Source organism: Micromonospora sp. NPDC048169, assembly GCF_040652815.1.
GTDB lineage: Bacteria > Actinomycetota > Actinomycetes > Mycobacteriales > Micromonosporaceae > Micromonospora.
On the sequence record NZ_JBEZMS010000053.1, the window covers coordinates 1 to 16518 of the forward strand.

Sequence of the window (16518 nt, forward strand, 5' to 3'; positions counted from 1 at the left end):
ACGACATCTACGTCGCCCTGTCCACCGGCACCACATTCAGCCCCTCCACCAAATGGCACGACTACTTCGGCCTCACCGGCGAAACCACACTCTGAAGCCGTCCAACCGCTGACGACGCCGGGCCCGGCTCGGGGCCTTCCGCTGACCGGCCGGGACCGCCGGTCGCCGCGTACCCGGCCCGTGATCGTCCGATCCGGGCCGGGCGCGGCCTATCGCTTGACCAGGCCGCGCAGCGCCGCGAGCACCGACCGGTGGCTGACCTCGGCGTAGATCTTCTTGTCCGGGCCGTACAGGACCACATACGGACACTGCTGGTCGTCACCACCCATGGCCTTGTCCAGCAGCCGCCGGCCGGTCGCCACCTCGTACACCCGCAGGCGGTAGGTCGCCTTCAGCAGCGTCAGCGTGTCCGGCTTCGGGTCGTCGTAGCGGCACTTGCGGATCGTCGCGCCGATGCTCGTGCGGTCCAGGCAGGCGACCATCTGCACGGTCTTCGGGTCCTCCGACGCCCAGGTCCGTTCCACCCGCTTCGACAGGCCCTCGTCGTAGTAGTAGACCCGGTCGTGCCGGCGGTCCGTGCCCAGGTCGGTGCCGACGAGCAGCGCCACCGGATGCGGCGCGGCGCCGGTGCGCTTCGGCGACTGCGGGTAGTAGAGGACGCCGTCGCACACGTTGTTCAGGTCGGAAATCTGCCCGGCCGGGTAGTCGCTGGGCTGCGGTCCCCGCGCCGGTGGCTCGGCGTCCTCGGTCGCCCCGGGCGTGGGGGTCGCGCCGCCGGGTGACCGCCACGGGTCCGCGAACGGCTCGGCCGGCTCGCGTTCGGCCGACTGACGCCCGGTGGACCGCAGCAGGAGGACCCCGCCGACCAGGCCCGAGCAGAGCACGAGAAGCAGGACGCTCAGCGCCGAGACGGCGACGACCAGCCCGCGGTTGCGGCCGCCGGGAGCCGACGGCCCCGGCGGGTACGCCCCGAACGGCGCCGCCTGCCCGAACGGCGCCGTCGGCACGGCCGGTCCGAACGATGCTGCCGGTGTGGCCGGCCCGAACGGCGCTGTCGGCGTGCCTGGTCCGGACGGCCGCCGTGGGCGGCGGCGCGCCCGCGACCGGCGGCGGTCCGGCGGTGGGACCGCCGTCCGGCGGCGTCCACGCAGGCTCCTCGCCCGGCTGCCCGTCTGTCGTCGAATCCCGGTCGGCCCCCGTGCCGGATATGCGCATTCCCCCGTCGAACCCGTGCGGATCGCGCAACTTATCAGGATCGGCGCGCCGGAGATGCCCGTGCTAGGTGGTTGCGCTACCTAGATAGCGGCGCTACCGTCATCGTCCGTGAACGTCGCATCGGGACACTGCGGAGCGGGATGAACCAGGAACGGCGGGCGCAGTGGCTGCGCGGCGTGCTCGACCTCTGCGTGCTCGCGCTGCTGAGCCGGGGCGAGTCCTACGGCTACGAACTGTCCCAGGCGTTGCGGGCCCACGGGCTGGGCGCCGTGCAGGGCGGCACCCTCTACCCGGTGCTGCTGCGGTTGCAGCGCTCCGGCCTGCTCACCGCGCACTGGCGGGAGGGCGGGACCGGCCCTGCGAGGAAGTACTACCGGATCAGCCCGGCCGGCAGCGCGGTCCTGCGCGAGGCCGTGACCGACTGGAGCGCCTTCGCGTCGAGCGTGGGCGGGATACTGAGGGAGGAGCCGAAGCGGTGAACCACAACCTCTGGCTCGCCGCCCTGACTGGCGAGCTGCGCCGGCACGGGGTGGGGCCCGATCTGACCGGCCACGTCGTCGCCGAGGCGGCCACCCATCTGCTCGACAGCGGGGAGTCGCCGCTGCGGGTCTTCGGCGCGCCGGAGACGTACGCCCGGGCGGTCGTCGACAGTCTCGGCGGTCCCGACGTGCGGCCGCCGCGCCGCCGGCCCGGACCGGTGCGGCTCGCCGCCCGGGGCATCACCAAGCGCTACCGGGGACGGACCGTCCTGGACCGGGTGGACCTCACCGTCGGGGCGGGCCAGATCGCGGCGGTGGTCGGTGCCAACGGCGCCGGCAAGAGCACCTTCCTGCGGATCTGCGCCGGCCTGTTGAGCCCGGACGAGGGCACCGTCGAGGTGCACGGCTCGCTCGGCTACTGCCCGCAGGACGGCGGCACCGCCGAGTTCCTCAGCTCCGACGAGCACTTCGTGCTGATCGGCGCCGGCCGAGGGCTGGGCCGCACGGCCGCCCGGCGGGCAGGTCGCGCGGAGGCGGCCGGGCTGGAGTGGACGCCGCCGCGACGCACCCAGGCGCGGCACCTCTCCGGCGGCACGCGGCAGAAGCTCAACCTGGTGCTGGCCCGGCTCGGCGAGCCGGAGGTGCTGCTGCTCGACGAGCCCTACCAGGGCTTCGACAGGGGGACGTACCTCGACTTCTGGCACGAGGTGTGGCGCTGGCGCGACGCGGGCAAGGCCGTCGTGGTCGTCACCCACCTGCTCAACCAGCTCGACCGGGTCGACATCGTCCTCGACCTGACCGGAGGGCGGGACGCGTGAGCCGGACTCTCGTGGTGGCTGAGGCCGCCCTGCGCGAGCTGCTGCGCCGCCGTACCGTGCTGGTCATCCTGCTGCTGATGCCGCTGGCCTTCTACCTGAGCCGCCGCGGCGACTTTCTCGGGCAGTCGATCCGCTTCGTCTGTCTCGGCCTGGCCTGGGCGCTCAGCACCGCCGCGCTGTTCGCGGGCAGCGCGGCGCGCGGCATCGAACCGCGCCTGCGGCTGTCCGGCTACGGCAGCCGGCACCTGGTGCTCGGCCGGCTGCTCGCCCTCTGGACGGTCGGCGTGCTGCTCTCCACCCCGTACTTCCTGCTCGTCCTGGCCGACCAGCGCGACGTCCGGTACGGTGCGATCGCCCTGATCATGGCGCTGACCGTGTTCGTGTCGGTGCCGTTCGGCCTGCTGCTGAGCGCCGTGCTGCCGCGCGAGCTGGAGGGCACGCTGGTGCTGCTGACAGTGGTCGGTCTGCAGATGGTGATGAACCCCGAGGGCAGCGCCACCCGGGCGTTGCCGTTCTGGTTCAGCCGGGAGATCGCCACGTACGCAGTGGACCACACCGACGGCGGCTACCTCACCCGCGGCCTCATCCACGGGCTGGCCTTCGGTGTCGCGCTCACGCTGCTGGTCGTGGTGGCCGCCGCGGTGCGGTTGCGGCAGCGCCGGCATCTGCGCCTGGCCACCTGACCGGTGGGGGCGGCGGACCGGACCGGGCCGCCCGGCGTGGCAGGATCGGTGAGTGCAGATCGGGTTGCTCGGGCCGTTCCAGGTCACCGTGGACGGCTGCGTCCCGGCCGACGTGCCGGGCGCACGGCTGCGCGCGCTGCTCGCCGCCCTCGCGCTCCATCCCGGCCGGGTGGTCCCGAAGCCGGCGCTGGTCGACTGGATCTGGGGCGAGCAGCCGCCCGCCGACGCCGCGAACGCGCTGCAACGGCTGGTGTCGCGGCTACGCAAGGCGCTTGCGGCGGGCGCCGTCGACGGGCTGCCGGACGGTTACCGCCTCGTCGTCGAGCCCGACGCGGTCGACGCCGTGCGATTCGAACGCCTCGTCCGCCGGGCCCGCGACGGCGACGGGCCACAGCGGGTACGGCTGCTGCGTGAGGCGCTGGGCCTGTGGCGTGGCGACGCGCTGCGCGACGTCGGGCTGCCCGGCAGCCCGGCGCTCGACGCGGCGGCCACCCGGCTGGAACGGCTGCGCCTGGCCGCCACCGAGGACCGGTACGACGCGGAGATCGGACTCGGCCGGGAGGCGGACCTGATCCCCGAGCTGGCCGACCTGGTGGCCGCCCATCCGGTACGCGAGCGGCTCGCCATGGCGCTGATGCGCGCGCTGGTCGCGGCCGGCCGGGACACCGAGGCGCTGCTGGTCTACCGGCGCACCGCCGACGCGCTCGCCGACGCGCTGGGCGCCGACCCGTCGCCGGAGCTGTCGGCGCTGCACGTCGCCCTGCTGCGCGGCGAGACGGTACGCCGGGAGGACACCCGCCGCACCAACCTGCGCGCCGAGCTGACCAGCTTCGTCGGCCGGGACGCCGACCTCGCCGCGGTCGGTGCGCTGGTCACCGAGCACCGGCTCACCACGCTCACCGGTCCGGGCGGCTCCGGGAAGACCCGGCTGGCCACCGAGACCGGGCGCCGGCTGACGGGCGACCTGCCGGACGGGGTGTGGCTTGTGGAGTTCGCCGCCGTCAGCGCCGACGGGGACGTCGTGCAGGCGGCGATCTCCGGGCTCGGCCTGCGGGACGCGCTGCTCGGCGACGCGGCGAGCGCGGAACCGGTCCACCGGCTCGTCGCGGCGATCCGGGACCGGGACATGCTGCTGATCCTGGACAACTGCGAACACGTCGTCGAGCAGGCGGCGGCGCTGGCCCACCGGCTGCTCGGCGAGTGCCGCCGGCTGCGGATCCTGGCCACCAGCCGGGAACCGCTCGGCATCACCGGCGAGGCGTTGTGGCCGGTCGTGCCGCTGGGCCTGCCAGGCGGCGACGCCCCGATCGCCGAGGTCGAGTCGTCGCCCGCCGTACGTCTGCTGCGGGACCGAGCCGCCGCCGTCCGCCGCGACCTGGCGTTCGACGAACACACGTCGGCGACGATGGCGCGGATCTGCCGCGCGCTCGACGGCATGCCGCTGGCAATCGAGCTGGCCGCGGCACGGCTGCGCGGCATGTCCGTCGACCAGCTCGCCACCCGGCTCGACGACCGGTTCCGGCTGCTCACCGGCGGCAGCCGGACCGCGCTGCCCCGGCACCGGACGCTGCGCGCGATGGTCGACTGGAGCTGGGAGCTGCTCAGCGACGCCGAACGCGCGGTCCTGCGCCGGCTGGCGGTGTTCTCCGGCGGGGCGAGCCCGGACGCGGCCGAGCGGGTCTGCGCCGGTGGCGCCGTCGCGCCGGGCGACGTGCTCGACCTGCTCACCGCGCTGACCGAGAAGTCGCTGCTGGTCGCCGCCGCCGGCGACGTCGCGCCGCGTTACCGCATGCTCGGCACGATCAAGGAGTACGCCGCGCAGCGGCTCGCCGAGGCGGGGGAGGCGGATGCCGTGCGCCGCGCGCACCTGGCGTACTTCACCGAACTGGCCGAGACCGCCGAACCGCGGCTGCGCCGCGCCGACCAGCTCACCTGGCTCGCCCGGCTCGACGCCGAGCACGACAACATCACCGCCGCGATGCGCGGCGCGCTGTCGGCCGGTGAGGGGCCCGAGGCGATGCGGCTCTCGGCCGGCGCCGGCTGGTACTGGTGGCTCGGCGGCCACCGCACCGAGGGCATGGAACTGATCGCCGCGGCCACCGAGGCGCCGGGTGAGGTGCCCGACGACGTCCGCGCCGTGGTGTACGGACTCGTGGTGTTGTTCCTCAGTTCCGGGCCGGGCGACGCGCAGCACGCGGCCGAGTGGATCCACAAGGCCTACCGGTTGAGCGGGGAGGGCCGGCGCGGTCACCCGGAGCTGGCGCTGGTCGTGCCGATGGAGCGCATGCTGCGGGAGCCGGACGCGCTGCTGCCCGCCTGGGAGTCGCTGCTCGACCACGATGATCCGTGGGTACGCGCGCTGGCCCGGCTGCACCTGGGCAAGCTGCGGGTCATCCTCGGCATCGAGGCGGCGCAGGCGGAGGCGTGCCTGCGGCAGGCGCTCGCCGAGTTCCGGGCGGTCGGCGAACGCTTCGGGATCTCGTTCGCGCTCAGCGAGCTGGCCGAGCTGATCGCCGTACGCGGTGACGTCGCCGCCGCCTGCGACCACTACGAGCAGGCAGTCGCGGCGGTCACCGAGGTCGGCGCCGTCGAGGACGTGATCCGGATGCGGGCGCGGCTGGCCTGGCTGTACCGGCTGGGCGGCGACGAGGCGGCGAGCGCCGACGCCGTGGCCGAGGCGCGACGGCTGGCTGCGGGGGTCGCCTGGCCGGGCGCGCTGGCCGAACTGGCGCTGGCCGAGGCGTACCTGGCCCGCCACGACGGTGACGCGGACGAGGCGTACGCGCGACTGCGGGCCGTGTCGGCGCTGCTCGGCGACGAGGCGGAGCTGGCGAGCGTCCGGGCGGGCACCCAGGATCTGCTGGGCTACCTGGCCGAGGACGTCGAGCAGTCGCGTACCCATCGGGCGGCGGCGTGCCGGGCGGCGCGCGAGGGTGGCTACGCGCCGCTGACCGCGCAGGTGCTCGTCGGTGTCGCGGACCTGGCGTTGCGGCTGGACCGGCCGGGCCAGGCGGCGCGGCTGCTCGGCGCCGCCACCGAGGTACGCGGGCAGCCCGACCGCGCCCACCCCGACGTGCCCCGGATCGAGGCGGCGGCGCGCGACCGCCTCGGCGACGTGGGGTTCGCCGAGGCGGTCGCACAGGGCCGGGAGACCGGCTGGGAGCGGCTGGCCGGGGTCACGCTCGCTTCGTGAACGTGGACCGCGCCCACAGGTAGCCGACCACCGCGATGCCGGCGCACCAGGCGAGCGCGGGGATCACGTCGCCGGCCGACGGCGCGCCATCGAGCAGGCCGCGCAGCGTCTCGATGATCGGCGTGAACGGCTGGTACTCGGCGATCTGCCGCAGACCCGGCCCCATCTTGTCGGCGGGCACGATCGCGCTGCTGAAGAACGGCAGCAGGACCAGCGGCACGGAGGCCATGCCCGCCGACTCCGGCGACCTGGCGAACAGGCCCAGCGCGACGGTGAACCAGCTGACCGCGACGCTGAGCAGCACCACCACGCCGGCCACGCCGAGCCAGTGCGGCGGTCCGGCGGCCGGGCGGAAGCCGAGCAGGAACGCCACCCCGACCAGGGCCGCGACCGCGAGGACGTTCGTCAGCACGGTGGCGACGACGTGGCCGGTCAGCACCGCGCCCCGGGAGACGTGCATGACCTTGAACCGGTTGATGATGCCCTTTGTCATGTCGGAGTTCACCGACGTCGCGGTGCCGCCCAGGCCGTAGCAGACCGCCATCAGCATCAGGCCCGGCGTCGCGTAGTCGACGTAGTCGACGCCGACGGAGAACGCGTCGCCGAGCATGTACACGAACATCAGCATCACGATGATCGGCATCAGCACCGCGTTGAACACCGAGGTCGGGTTGCGGCGCAGGTGCGTCAGGTTGCGGCGCAGCATGACGACCGAGTGGTTCCTGCTCATTTGGCCGCCACCTCCGGGGTGCGGCCGGTCAGGGCCAGGAAGACGTCGGCGAGGTCGGGGGTCTGCACGGACAGGTCGTCGGCGCTGATCGCGTGCGCGTCGAGCCGGTCGAGCAGGGCGCGCAGCGCCGTGGTCCCGCCGTCGGTGGGCACGCGCAGCGCCAGCGCCTCCTCGTCGCGTACCGCCTCGGGCAGCACCAGCGCCGCCGCGTCGAGTTCGGCGACGCTGCCGAACCGCAACCGCACGTGCGTGCCGGGGATCCGGCGCTTCAGCTCCTCCGGCGTGCCCTGGGCGACCAGCCGGCCCTGGTCGAGCACCGCGATCCGGTCGGCGAGGCGGTCGGCCTCGTCCAGGTACTGGGTGGTGAGGAAGACCGTCACGCCACCTGCGACCAGCTCCCTGATGATCGACCACATGGTGCGGCGGCTGCGTGGGTCCAGCCCCGTCGTCGGCTCGTCCAGGAAGATGATCCGCGGCTCGCCGACCAGCGTCATCGCCAGGTCCAGCTTGCGGCGCATGCCCCCGGAGTACGTCGACACCAGCTTCCCGGCGGCCTCGACCAGGTCGAACCGTTCCAGCAACTCGGCGACGACCCGTTTGCCGGTCACCCGGTTGCGCGGGCCGAGGTCGACCATCAGTTGCAGGTTCTCCCGACCGGTGAGCAGTTCGTCCACCGCCGCGAACTGCCCGGTGACCCCGATCGCCGCGCGGACCGCCCTGGCCTCGGTGACCACGTCGTGCCCGGCGACCCGCACCGACCCGGCGTCGGCGCGGATCAGGGTGGTCAGGATGTTGACGGCGGTCGTCTTGCCGGCCCCGTTCGGGCCGAGCAGGCAGAAGATCGTGCCGGCCGGGACGTCCAGGTCGACGCCGTCGAGCACCACCTTGTCCTTGTACGCCTTACGCAGCCCGGAGACCGCTATCGCTGAACTCGTCATGCGACCACCATGGGCGGCCGTACCGCCACCGCCCTGACACGGCGCTGACACGGCCGCTGTCAGCTTGTCGGTGGGGCGGCGTACGGTCCCGCCGTGGATCGGGAGACGTTCTGGGAGATCGTGGAGCGGGCACGTCGCGCCGCAGGGCGTGAGACGGCTACCGCCGAGGGGGCCGACGCGGTGGCCCGGCACCTGGTCGCGGAGCTGTCGGTGCTGAGCCCGGCGGCAATTGTGAGCTTCGAGCAGGCGTACGACAACGTGAATTCGGAGGGGTGGCGCTGGGACCTGTGGGCGGCCGCCTACCTGATGCGCGGCGGCTGCTCGGACGACGGTTTCGACTACTTCCGCGGCTGGCTGGTCGCGCAGGGGCGGGCGGTCTGGGAGCGGGCTGTCGCCGATCCCGACTCACTCGCCGGGGCCGGCGTCGACCCGGACGACGACGCGGTCGAGTGTGAGGCGGTGCTGAGCGTGGCGCGCTACGCCTACGCCCAGGCGACCGGCGCCGGCACCGACGCGTTCTGGGAGGCGCTCGACGCCGCCGACCGGGCTGCTCCCGGCCCGTCACCGGCCGACCCGGCCGGGGAGGACTTCGACTTCGACGACGACGAGCAGATGCGCGCCCGCCTGCCGCGCCTGACCGCGATCTACCGGCCGGTGGAATGAGGTCCACGACCCGCCGCCGACCCGATCCGGCTTAACCGCTGGTCCGTCGCGGGCCGGGTGGGCGAGCATGGTCGGCATGGCCGGATCGACGGGTGCGAGGCTGCCGCTGCAGGGCGGGCTGCCACCCGGCGCGGCGCTGACCGGCGCGGTGCTGGAGATCGCCTGCGACGAGTCCGGTTTCTCCGGCACCAACCTGCTCGACCCGGCCACCCCGGTGATCGTCCACGCCGGCGTCGACCTGAGCCGCGACGAGGCGGCCGAGCTGATCAGTGGGCTGCGGTCCGGGTTCCGGTTCTCGCCCGACGAGGTCAAGTCGCGGCAGTTCCTGCGCCGCCGCGAAGCCGCCGAGGCGGTGCGGTGGTTCCTGTCGGCGCTGCGCGGCCGGGCGTACGTGCACCTGGTCGACAAGGAGTTCTTCCTCGCCACCCGGGTCGTCGACCTGCTGCTGGCCGAGCCGTCGTACACGGCGGGCACCCGCCTCACCGGTGACCGGCGTCCGGCCGCTGCGGCGCTGCACCGGGCCGGGCGGGCGGCCGGGCCCGGCTGGGCGGCCTTCCTCGCCGCCGTCGTCGAGATGCTGCGCACCAAGCGGCGGGACCGCGCGGACGACCGGAGCGTCGAGCGGTTCTTCGCCGCCCGGGACGCGCTGCGGCGCCACGTCGGCGACGCGCAGGCCGGCGCGGTCCTCGACGCGCTCGACCCGGCCCGGGTAGCCGCCGTGCGGGCCCGGTTGTACGCGGGCGACCGGACGATCCCGCCGCCGCTGGAGCCGCTGCTGCCGGCGCTGGCCGAGACCGTCCTGCACTGGAGCGTCGGCCGGCGGCGGGTGCTGGTGATCCACGACGAGCAGAGCGCGCTCACCGAGGACCGGCTGCGCCGCCTCCAGGCGGCGCTGGCCGCCGGCGATCCGGCCCACCCGTCACCGCTGGCCGGGCTGGTGATGACCGACTCGCGCGACGACCCGCGCGTCCAGGCCGCCGACCTGCTCGCCGGGGTGGCCCGCCGGATGCCCGGCACCCCCGGCGACGGGCCGCTGCGCCCGCTGCTGTCCCCGCCCGCCGGGCCCGACCCGAACGCCGTCGGCGTGACGAGAGAACAGGAGCCCGCGTGATCCTCGACGGCGTGACGCCGCGCCCCGGACTGCACTGCGAGACCACCACGCTCGGCGTGCTGACCCGGCACGCGGGCCTGGACCTGTCCGAGCCGATGCTGTTCGGCCTCGGCGAAGGGCTCGGCTTCGTCTACTGGGACGCCAGGAGCATGGACGTGCCGTTCCTCGGCGGGCGTACCAAGCCGCTGTGCGTGACCCGGGCCGCCGCCGACCGCCTCGGTCTGGACCTGCGGGTACGGGAGACGACGTCCGCGGCCAGGGCGTGGCGCGACGTCACCGAGGCGCTGGACGCCGGGCAGCCGGTCGGCCTGCAACTGGACTCGTACCACCTCGACTACTTCACCACCCGGGTCCACTTCGGCGGGCACACCGTCGCCATGTACGGCTACGACGACACCCACGCCCACCTGGTCGACACCGCGCAGCAGGGCGGCGCGGTGACCACCACGCTGGACAGCCTCGCCCGGGCGCGCGCCGCGCGTGGACCGATGACCGCGCGCCACCTGTCGTACACGCTCACCGCGCCCGGCGGCCCGCCGGACCTGGCCGCCGCCGTCCGCGCGGCGGTACGCGCCAACGCCGGGGCGTTCCTCGATCCGCCGATCGCCAACCTCGGCCACCGGGGGATCGCCACCGCCGCCGCCCGGGTGACCCGCTGGCTGGACCGCGCCGCCGACCCGGCACGCGACCTGCCGCTGGCCGCGACGCTGATGGAACGCGGCGGCACCGGCGGTTCGTTGTTCCGCGCCCTGTACCGGGACTTCCTCGCCGAGGCCGCCACCGTCACCGGCGACACCCGCCTGCGGCGGGCACAGCTGATGTACGCCGACATCGCGCCGCTGTGGGCCGCCGTCGCCGACCACATCGCCACCGCCGGGCGCACCGGCGACGCCGTCCACCTGACCCGCGCGTCGGCGGTCCTCGCCGACCTGGCCGTCCGCGAGCGCGAGGCGATGACGGTGCTGGCCGCGCTCGACGCCGGGTAGGCGTCAGCTCATGTCGAGCGTGTACGCGGCCTCCCGCACGTCGGCGTCCGGGTGACGGCGCAACCCGGTCAGTAGGTCCCGCCACGGCGTCTTCCAGCCGAACTCCGAGCCGTGCCCGACGAGCGCCACCGCGAACAGTCCGCCGGCCAGGTCGCCGCGCCCGGCGAGGTGGACGACGGTGTCGGCCAGGACCGCCGGTTCCAGCCGCTGCCGCAGGTCGAGCAGGCGCGCGCCCACGCGCTCGGCGGTGCGCACCGCGACCAGCGGGCGGCCCGCGCAGAGCGCGGCGACCTCGTCCAGGCCGTCGAGGCGGCCGAGGCCGACGAGTAGCCCGGTGGCCGTACCCAGGAAGGAGTCCTGGCCGGCGAGCCACCGCGCCGCCTCGACCAGCCCGGCCCGGTCGGCGCCGGCGGGTCGGCTGGCGGACCACAGGGCCGCGCCCTCCGCGAGCGACTCGACGCGCCGCCGGGCCGGCCGGTCGGTCACCGGGCCGCCCGGGTCGTCGTCGGCCGCGTCCCGCTCCACCAGGCGGGTCAGCGCGGCCCGGAACGCCGCGTCGCCGCCGGCCCGTAGCAGGTTCGCCACCCCGATGCTCGGCGTCGTCTCGTCCGGGTCGGTGAGTCGATCCACGACCAGGTCGGTGACGCCGGTCAGCCACGGCCACCACCCGCCGAGCACGCCGAACGCGGCGCTGCGGACCTCCCGGTCGTCGGCCCGGCACGCCGCCGCGATCAGGTCGGCGTAGGCGCGGCGGTGGCGCTCCGAGATGCCGGACGGGAACGCGCCGAGCACCGCCCGCCGCTCCTCGCGGCTGGCGTGCACCGCCGTGCGCAGCACGGTCCAGCTCGCCTCGGGCCCGAGCCGCTGCCGCGCGGCGGAGACGATCGCGACGCGCACGTCGCGGTGCGCCTCCGGATCGGCGTACGTCTCGGCGAGCGTCGCCAGCACGTCCACCGGCGCGTAGCGGGCCAGGAGCCGGGCGGCCTCCTTGCGGCTGGTGACCTTCGCGGCGCCGGTCAGCACCCCGCCCAGCAGCTCGGCCAGGCGAGCCGGCGGGACGTACCGGGCGGCCCGTCCGGCCGCGTACAGCGCGACGCGTGCCCGGTCGCCGTCGGCGTACCGCAGCAGCACCGGGAACGCATCGTCCGGCCGGTCGGTCCGGACCAGCGCGCCGAGCGCCGCCTCGGCGATCGGCACCTCGGACGCGTCGAGGTGGCGCAGCACCAGCTCGCGTCCGGCCGGACCGGCCCCGGCGGCGGCCCGGATCGCCGCCGCCCGCCGCCAGACCCGTTGCCCGGAGTCGGCGACGACGCGGGCCTGAAGCGCCACGAAGCGCTCCTGCTGGCGGGGGAGCCAGCGCTGGGCGTACGGCGCGGTGTCGGGCACCCACCGCAGGCCGCGTTCCACGAACCGGCCGCGCGGGGGGCGGTCCAGCACCCGGTCGAGCAGGTCGGTGCGGGACGCGCAGACGATCGTCCACACCTCGTGCAGCGCCACCGCCGACGCGTCCACGGCGAGCACCTCGGCGACGCGCCGCGAGCGGGTACGCGGGTCGGCGAGCCAGAGCCCGGCCGCCGCACGGGCCACCGGGGGCAGGGTGTCCGGCCCGACCGCCCGGCGCAGCAGGTCCTGTAGCTCGGGCAGCCGCCAGGCCCGCCGGCCGAGCGCTTCGGTGAGCGCGAACAGCAGTCCGTACCGGCCGCGCGCCATGCCGTCCTCGATCCGGCCGCGCAGCCGGTCGAACACCACCTGCTCCTGGCCGTGGCGCAGGACCGTGTCGAGCCGGCGCAGCACCGGCACGTTCGCGTCGCTGCTCACCTTGTCGATGGTGAGAAGCGCCCACTCGGCAAGCTCCGGCACGTCCACGTGAAGCGTGAGGACGTCGACGGCGAGCCGGCTCAACGCGGTCGTGGTGGTCGCCGAGGTGTCCCGCGCGTCGACCGCGTCGGTGGTGAGCCCGGTCAGCCCGCCCGCGTTCATCGCGGTGAGCAGCGGCGCCACGGTGGCCAGGGCGGTGAGCGCGGCGGCGCGTACCGGGTCCTGCTCGTTGCGCAGCCGGCCGAGGCGGACCACCACCTGGGCCACCGTCCGCGGGTCACGGGAACGGCGCGCGGCCGCCACCAGCAGCCGCCAGCCGTCCGCCCGTTCGTCCGCGTCGCCCGAGCGCAGCGCCGCGCTCGCCGACGCGGACGCCTGCGGCCACGGCAGGTACGCGCTCCAGAACCGCACCTGCTCCTCCCGCTCGCGGACCGACGGCAGGGCCAGCACCCGGGCCGCCTCGCGTGCCCGCACCGGTGCCGGCAGCGCCTCCATCACCTCGCCGCCGGGCCGCAGTGCCGTGGTGTCGGTGTCCGCCAGCGCGCCGTCGTACAGGTCGGCGCGGCGGCTCGGCGCGACGGCGCGCAGCAACGCGGCGAACGCCCGGTCGTGCTCGCGCAGCCGGGCGGCCAGCGGGATCAGCTCGCCGGTGGGCAGCGCGGCGAGGCGGCCCAGCAGCGCCCGGGGCAGCGCGGTGCCGGCCAGCCAGGCCGCGCGGCCGGGCGAGGTGAGCAGGCGTACGACCCGACGGGCGTCGTGTGCGGCGAGCCGCCCGTACGCGACGAGCGCGCCGGGCAGCGAGTACTCCGGCGCGTATCCGTCGAGCAGGTCCAGCGCCCGGCCGGGATCGCCGCGCAGCACCGCGCCGGCGACCTCGGTCCAGATCCGCCCGCGCGACTCCGGCGGGGCCGCGGCCAGCCGTTCAGCGGTGCGCGCCAGCACGATGTCGCTGTGCCACCGCATCAGCCGTTCCGGGTTCAGCGCGTGTTCCAGGTCGGGCAGCAGCGCCCGTACCGTCTCCGGGCCGCAGGCGGGCAGCAGCGCGGCCGCCTCCTGGTCACCGAGGCGTTCGCGTACCCCGGTGATCAGCGCGTCGGCGACGGCCGGCGCCGGGCGGCGGCGTAGCCCCCGGTAGACCCGGCGCCGCGCGTTCGCCGGCCGGTCGGTCAGGTCGACGGGTGTCACGCCGGCCCGCACTGTCGCGTTGAGCGCGGTGGCGCCGATCGAGGGCTCCGGGTCGTGCATCGCGGCCAGGACAGCCTCGGTGTCCTGGGTGGCCAGCGCGGCGAGCAGCGCGAGACGCCGCTCGTAGGGGCCCTGCCGGCGCAGGTCGGCGCAGACCTGCGCACGGTCGGGCGCGGTGCGTGCCCACGCCACGAGGCGTCGCGTCCGGTCGCGGTGGGACAGCGGATCGAGTGACGTCAGCAGAGCGCGGGTGGCCTTGAGCACGGCGCCCATTGTGCCGGTGGGCGGGTGCGCGCGGGTGCCCCCTCACACCATTCCGCAATTCCTATGGAAATTGTAGATTTTCAGCGTTCTCCCAGGTGGCCGGGATTGACATCAAAAGGACCGTCGGGGATATTCCTAGCGGCGCGTCGGGGCGCGGGGCGAGCAGGCGGAGTCTGCGGATTTCACCTGCGTGACGTGCGCAAAGTTGTCGTGCTGCCCCTGCCCTGCCGGGGTCCGGATGAGGTTGGACAATGATTAAACGGGCCGTCGAATTCGCCAAGCACAATTCGCCGAATTCCATGCGCGTCGCGGCCCGGCGGGCACAGATGGAAGCGCGCAACGCCCGCATGCGACTCACCGTGCCGGTGGTGGAACGCAGCGAATTCGCCAACATCTTCCACTGCACCGTCCGCAAGACCGGCAGCCAGTGGATCAAGGCGTTGTTCAGCGACCCGGCCGTCTACCGCCACTGCGGGCTGCTGCCGTACGACCCGCGCTTCTACGCCGGCGGGGCCACCGCGCCGGTGCCGGCCGGCCGCGTCGGCCTGGCCATCTTCCTCTCCCACAAGCGGTTCGAGGCGGTGCCCAAGGCCGGCGGCTACCGCGCGTTCTTCGTGATCCGCGATCCCCGCGACGTGGTCGTGTCCAGCTACTTCTCGCTGCGCAACTCGCACGCCCCGATGGGCGACATCCCGCAGGCGCGCAAGGCCCTCCAGGACCTGCCGAAGAAGGAGGGCATGCTCTACGTCATCGACCGGCTGCGCGACAAGAAGCAGTTCGGGCAGATGCGGTCCTGGGCGGTCGCGCCGGCCGCCGAGACGTTCCGGCTGTTCCGCTACGAGGACCTGACCGGCGAACGGCAGGCCGACGAGGTCGACCAGCTCATGCGGCACTGCGGGATCACGCTGCCGCGCCCGGAGCTGGAGGCGCTGCTGGCCCGCTACAGCTTCAGCAAGATGAAGAAGTCCAAGGAGACCCCGGGGCGGATCTCCCACTACCGCAAGGGCGCGTCCGGCGACTGGCGCAACCACTTCGACGACGACATCTACGCCGCGTACACGAAGGCGGCCGGTGACCTCGCGGAGATCCTCGGCTACCCCGCCCGGGACGAGACCCCCGCCCGCTGACCGGCGCCGTATGCTCCTGCCGTGGAGCTGCGGTTCACCACCCGGGCGTCCGACTCGGCCTGGATCGACACCGTGTGGACCTGCGCCAGCGATCGGGTCGACGAGATGACCTCGGTGGCGACCCCGTGCTGGGGGCTCGTGTTCTGGCAGCGTGACGGTCGCTCCTACGCGGCCGTCTCCGGCCCCGAGACCGCTACCGGCACCGCGCCGGTGCCCGAGGGCGCCACCTTCGTCGGCATCGACTTCGCGGTGGGCACCTCGCTACGGACCGTACCCACGCCCGAGCTGGTGGACGGCGGCGCCGAGTTGCCCGACGTGAGTCGCCGGACGTTCCGGCTCGACGGCGGCCGGTGGGCCACGCCCGGCCCGGACGACGCCGAGGCGCTCGTGGCACGGCTGGTCCGCGCCGGTGTGGTGGTCCGCGACCCGCTCGTCACCGAGACGCTGCGCGGCGGCCGTCCACCGGCGTCACCGCGTACCCTCGAACGCCGGTTCCGGGCGGCGACCGGGCTGACCCGGGGCGCGGTGCGGCAGATCGACCGCGCGCGCCGGGCCGCCGTGCTGCTGGCCGCCGGCGGCCCACCCGCCGACGCGGTCACCACCTTCGGGTACGTGGACGAACCGCACCTGGCCCGCGCGCTGCGCCGGTACGTCGGACGGACGGCCGGTGAGCTGCGCGCGGGCGCCGGTGGGGCGATCGCGCTGGACCCGGCTCAGCGGGTCACGTCGTAGATCAGCTTGACGACGCCGTTGGGGTAGGTGGCCGAGTCGCTCAGCCGCAGCGTCTGCCGGTCCCGGTCCGCCTGGCTGAACAGGCCCTTGCCGGCGCCGAGCAGCACCGGGAAGACGAGCAGGTGGTACCTGTCGATCAGGTCCGCCTCGGCGAGACGGCGGGCGAGTTCGGCGCTGCCGTGGATGAAGACGTCGCCGCCGTCGCCCTGCTTGAGCGCGGCCACGTCGGCGGTGCCGCGCAGGATCGTCAGCGGTCCCCAGCCGTCGATCAGCGCGTCCTCGGGCAGGCTTGACGACACCACGTACTTCGGCAGGTCCCGGTAGGCGGCGTGGTCGTCGGAGTCGCGCCAGGTCGGCGCGAACGCCTCGTAGCTGCGTCGCCCGAACATCAGCGCCGTGGTCTGCGCCAGCTCCTCGCCCTTGAGCGAGAACGCCTCCGGCAGGAACTCGATGTCCTTGACGACCCAGCCGCCGCTGCGGTGGTCCTCGCCCGGGCCGCCGCCCGGGGAGTCCACCACGCCGTCGAGCGACATGAATCCGGTGTAGACGAGATCACGCATGCGGCAATGCTAGGAA

At 74.7% G+C, this 16518-nt stretch carries 14 protein-coding genes; 9 read left to right on the top strand and 5 right to left on the bottom strand.

Going from position 1 to position 16518, the window contains the following annotated elements; genetic code table 11:
• Positions 1 to 209: 209 nt before the first annotated feature.
• A complete protein-coding gene (locus tag AB0D28_RS27585) occupies positions 210 to 1007 on the bottom strand; it encodes a hypothetical protein (protein ID WP_357390461.1) in 798 nt (265 codons plus the stop codon).
• Between the two features lie 348 nt (positions 1008 to 1355).
• Here AB0D28_RS27585 and AB0D28_RS27590 point away from each other — a divergent pair, with 348 nt between their 5' ends.
• The 4 genes from AB0D28_RS27590 to AB0D28_RS27605 are packed head-to-tail and all read left to right on the top strand — an operon-like array spanning position 1356 to position 6388.
• Positions 1356 to 1694: a PadR family transcriptional regulator gene (locus AB0D28_RS27590; RefSeq protein ID WP_357390463.1), complete on the top strand. Its 339-nt coding sequence runs from the start codon at positions 1356 to 1358 to the stop codon at positions 1692 to 1694.
• Positions 1691 to 2512, top strand: coding sequence for an ATP-binding cassette domain-containing protein (locus AB0D28_RS27595; protein ID WP_357390465.1), 822 nt, complete (start codon positions 1691 to 1693; stop codon positions 2510 to 2512). The genes AB0D28_RS27590 and AB0D28_RS27595 overlap by 4 nt, the downstream gene beginning before the upstream one ends.
• Positions 2509 to 3195, top strand: coding sequence for a hypothetical protein (locus AB0D28_RS27600; RefSeq protein ID WP_357390467.1), 687 nt, complete (start codon positions 2509 to 2511; stop codon positions 3193 to 3195). Before AB0D28_RS27595 ends, AB0D28_RS27600 begins: the two co-directional genes overlap by 4 nt.
• Before the next feature lie 52 nt (positions 3196 to 3247).
• Entirely contained in the window at positions 3248 to 6388 is a 3141-nt protein-coding gene (locus AB0D28_RS27605; RefSeq protein WP_357390469.1) for a BTAD domain-containing putative transcriptional regulator, read from the top strand.
• Here the strand turns inward: AB0D28_RS27605 and AB0D28_RS27610 are convergent.
• Together AB0D28_RS27610 and AB0D28_RS27615 are read right to left on the bottom strand one after the other, a co-directional pair.
• Positions 6372 to 7118 (bottom strand): ABC transporter permease, encoded by a 747-nt coding sequence (locus AB0D28_RS27610; protein WP_357390471.1) that lies wholly within the window; start codon positions 7116 to 7118, stop codon positions 6372 to 6374. The two genes, AB0D28_RS27605 and AB0D28_RS27610, sit on opposite strands and share 17 nt — an antisense overlap.
• Positions 7115 to 8056, bottom strand: coding sequence for an ATP-binding cassette domain-containing protein (locus AB0D28_RS27615; RefSeq protein ID WP_357390473.1), 942 nt, complete (start codon positions 8054 to 8056; stop codon positions 7115 to 7117). The genes AB0D28_RS27610 and AB0D28_RS27615 overlap by 4 nt, the downstream gene beginning before the upstream one ends.
• A 93-nt stretch (positions 8057 to 8149) precedes the next feature.
• On the opposite strand from AB0D28_RS27615, the gene AB0D28_RS27620 reads away from it, so the two are divergent.
• From AB0D28_RS27620 to AB0D28_RS27630, 3 genes are all read left to right on the top strand, one after another.
• Positions 8150 to 8719 carry a DUF4240 domain-containing protein gene (locus AB0D28_RS27620; RefSeq protein ID WP_357390475.1) on the top strand — a complete coding sequence of 190 codons (570 nt, stop codon included), beginning with the start codon at positions 8150 to 8152 and terminating at the stop codon, positions 8717 to 8719.
• Between the two features lie 76 nt (positions 8720 to 8795).
• Complete coding sequence (locus AB0D28_RS27625; RefSeq protein ID WP_357390477.1) at positions 8796 to 9830, top strand: DUF3800 domain-containing protein; 1035 nt, start codon at positions 8796 to 8798, stop codon at positions 9828 to 9830.
• Positions 9827 to 10816: a BtrH N-terminal domain-containing protein gene (locus tag AB0D28_RS27630; RefSeq protein WP_357390479.1), complete on the top strand. Its 990-nt coding sequence runs from the start codon at positions 9827 to 9829 to the stop codon at positions 10814 to 10816. Before AB0D28_RS27625 ends, AB0D28_RS27630 begins: the two co-directional genes overlap by 4 nt.
• A 3-nt stretch (positions 10817 to 10819) precedes the next feature.
• Here the strand turns inward: AB0D28_RS27630 and AB0D28_RS27635 are convergent, their stop codons facing one another.
• Positions 10820 to 14092 carry a hypothetical protein gene (locus tag AB0D28_RS27635; RefSeq protein ID WP_357390481.1) on the bottom strand — a complete coding sequence of 1091 codons (3273 nt, stop codon included), beginning with the start codon at positions 14090 to 14092 and terminating at the stop codon, positions 10820 to 10822.
• 242 nt (positions 14093 to 14334) lie between these two features.
• Here AB0D28_RS27635 and AB0D28_RS27640 point away from each other — a divergent pair, with 242 nt between their 5' ends.
• Both AB0D28_RS27640 and AB0D28_RS27645 read left to right on the top strand, forming a co-directional pair.
• A complete protein-coding gene (locus AB0D28_RS27640; RefSeq protein WP_357390483.1) occupies positions 14335 to 15210 on the top strand; it encodes a sulfotransferase domain-containing protein in 876 nt (291 codons plus the stop codon).
• Between the two features lie 21 nt (positions 15211 to 15231).
• Positions 15232 to 15942, top strand: coding sequence for a helix-turn-helix domain-containing protein (locus AB0D28_RS27645; protein ID WP_357390485.1), 711 nt, complete (start codon positions 15232 to 15234; stop codon positions 15940 to 15942).
• Here the strand turns inward: AB0D28_RS27645 and AB0D28_RS27650 are convergent.
• Entirely contained in the window at positions 15924 to 16502 is a 579-nt protein-coding gene (locus AB0D28_RS27650) for a dihydrofolate reductase family protein (protein ID WP_357390487.1), read from the bottom strand. The two genes, AB0D28_RS27645 and AB0D28_RS27650, sit on opposite strands and share 19 nt — an antisense overlap.
• Between the last annotated feature and the right edge of the window lie 16 nt (positions 16503 to 16518).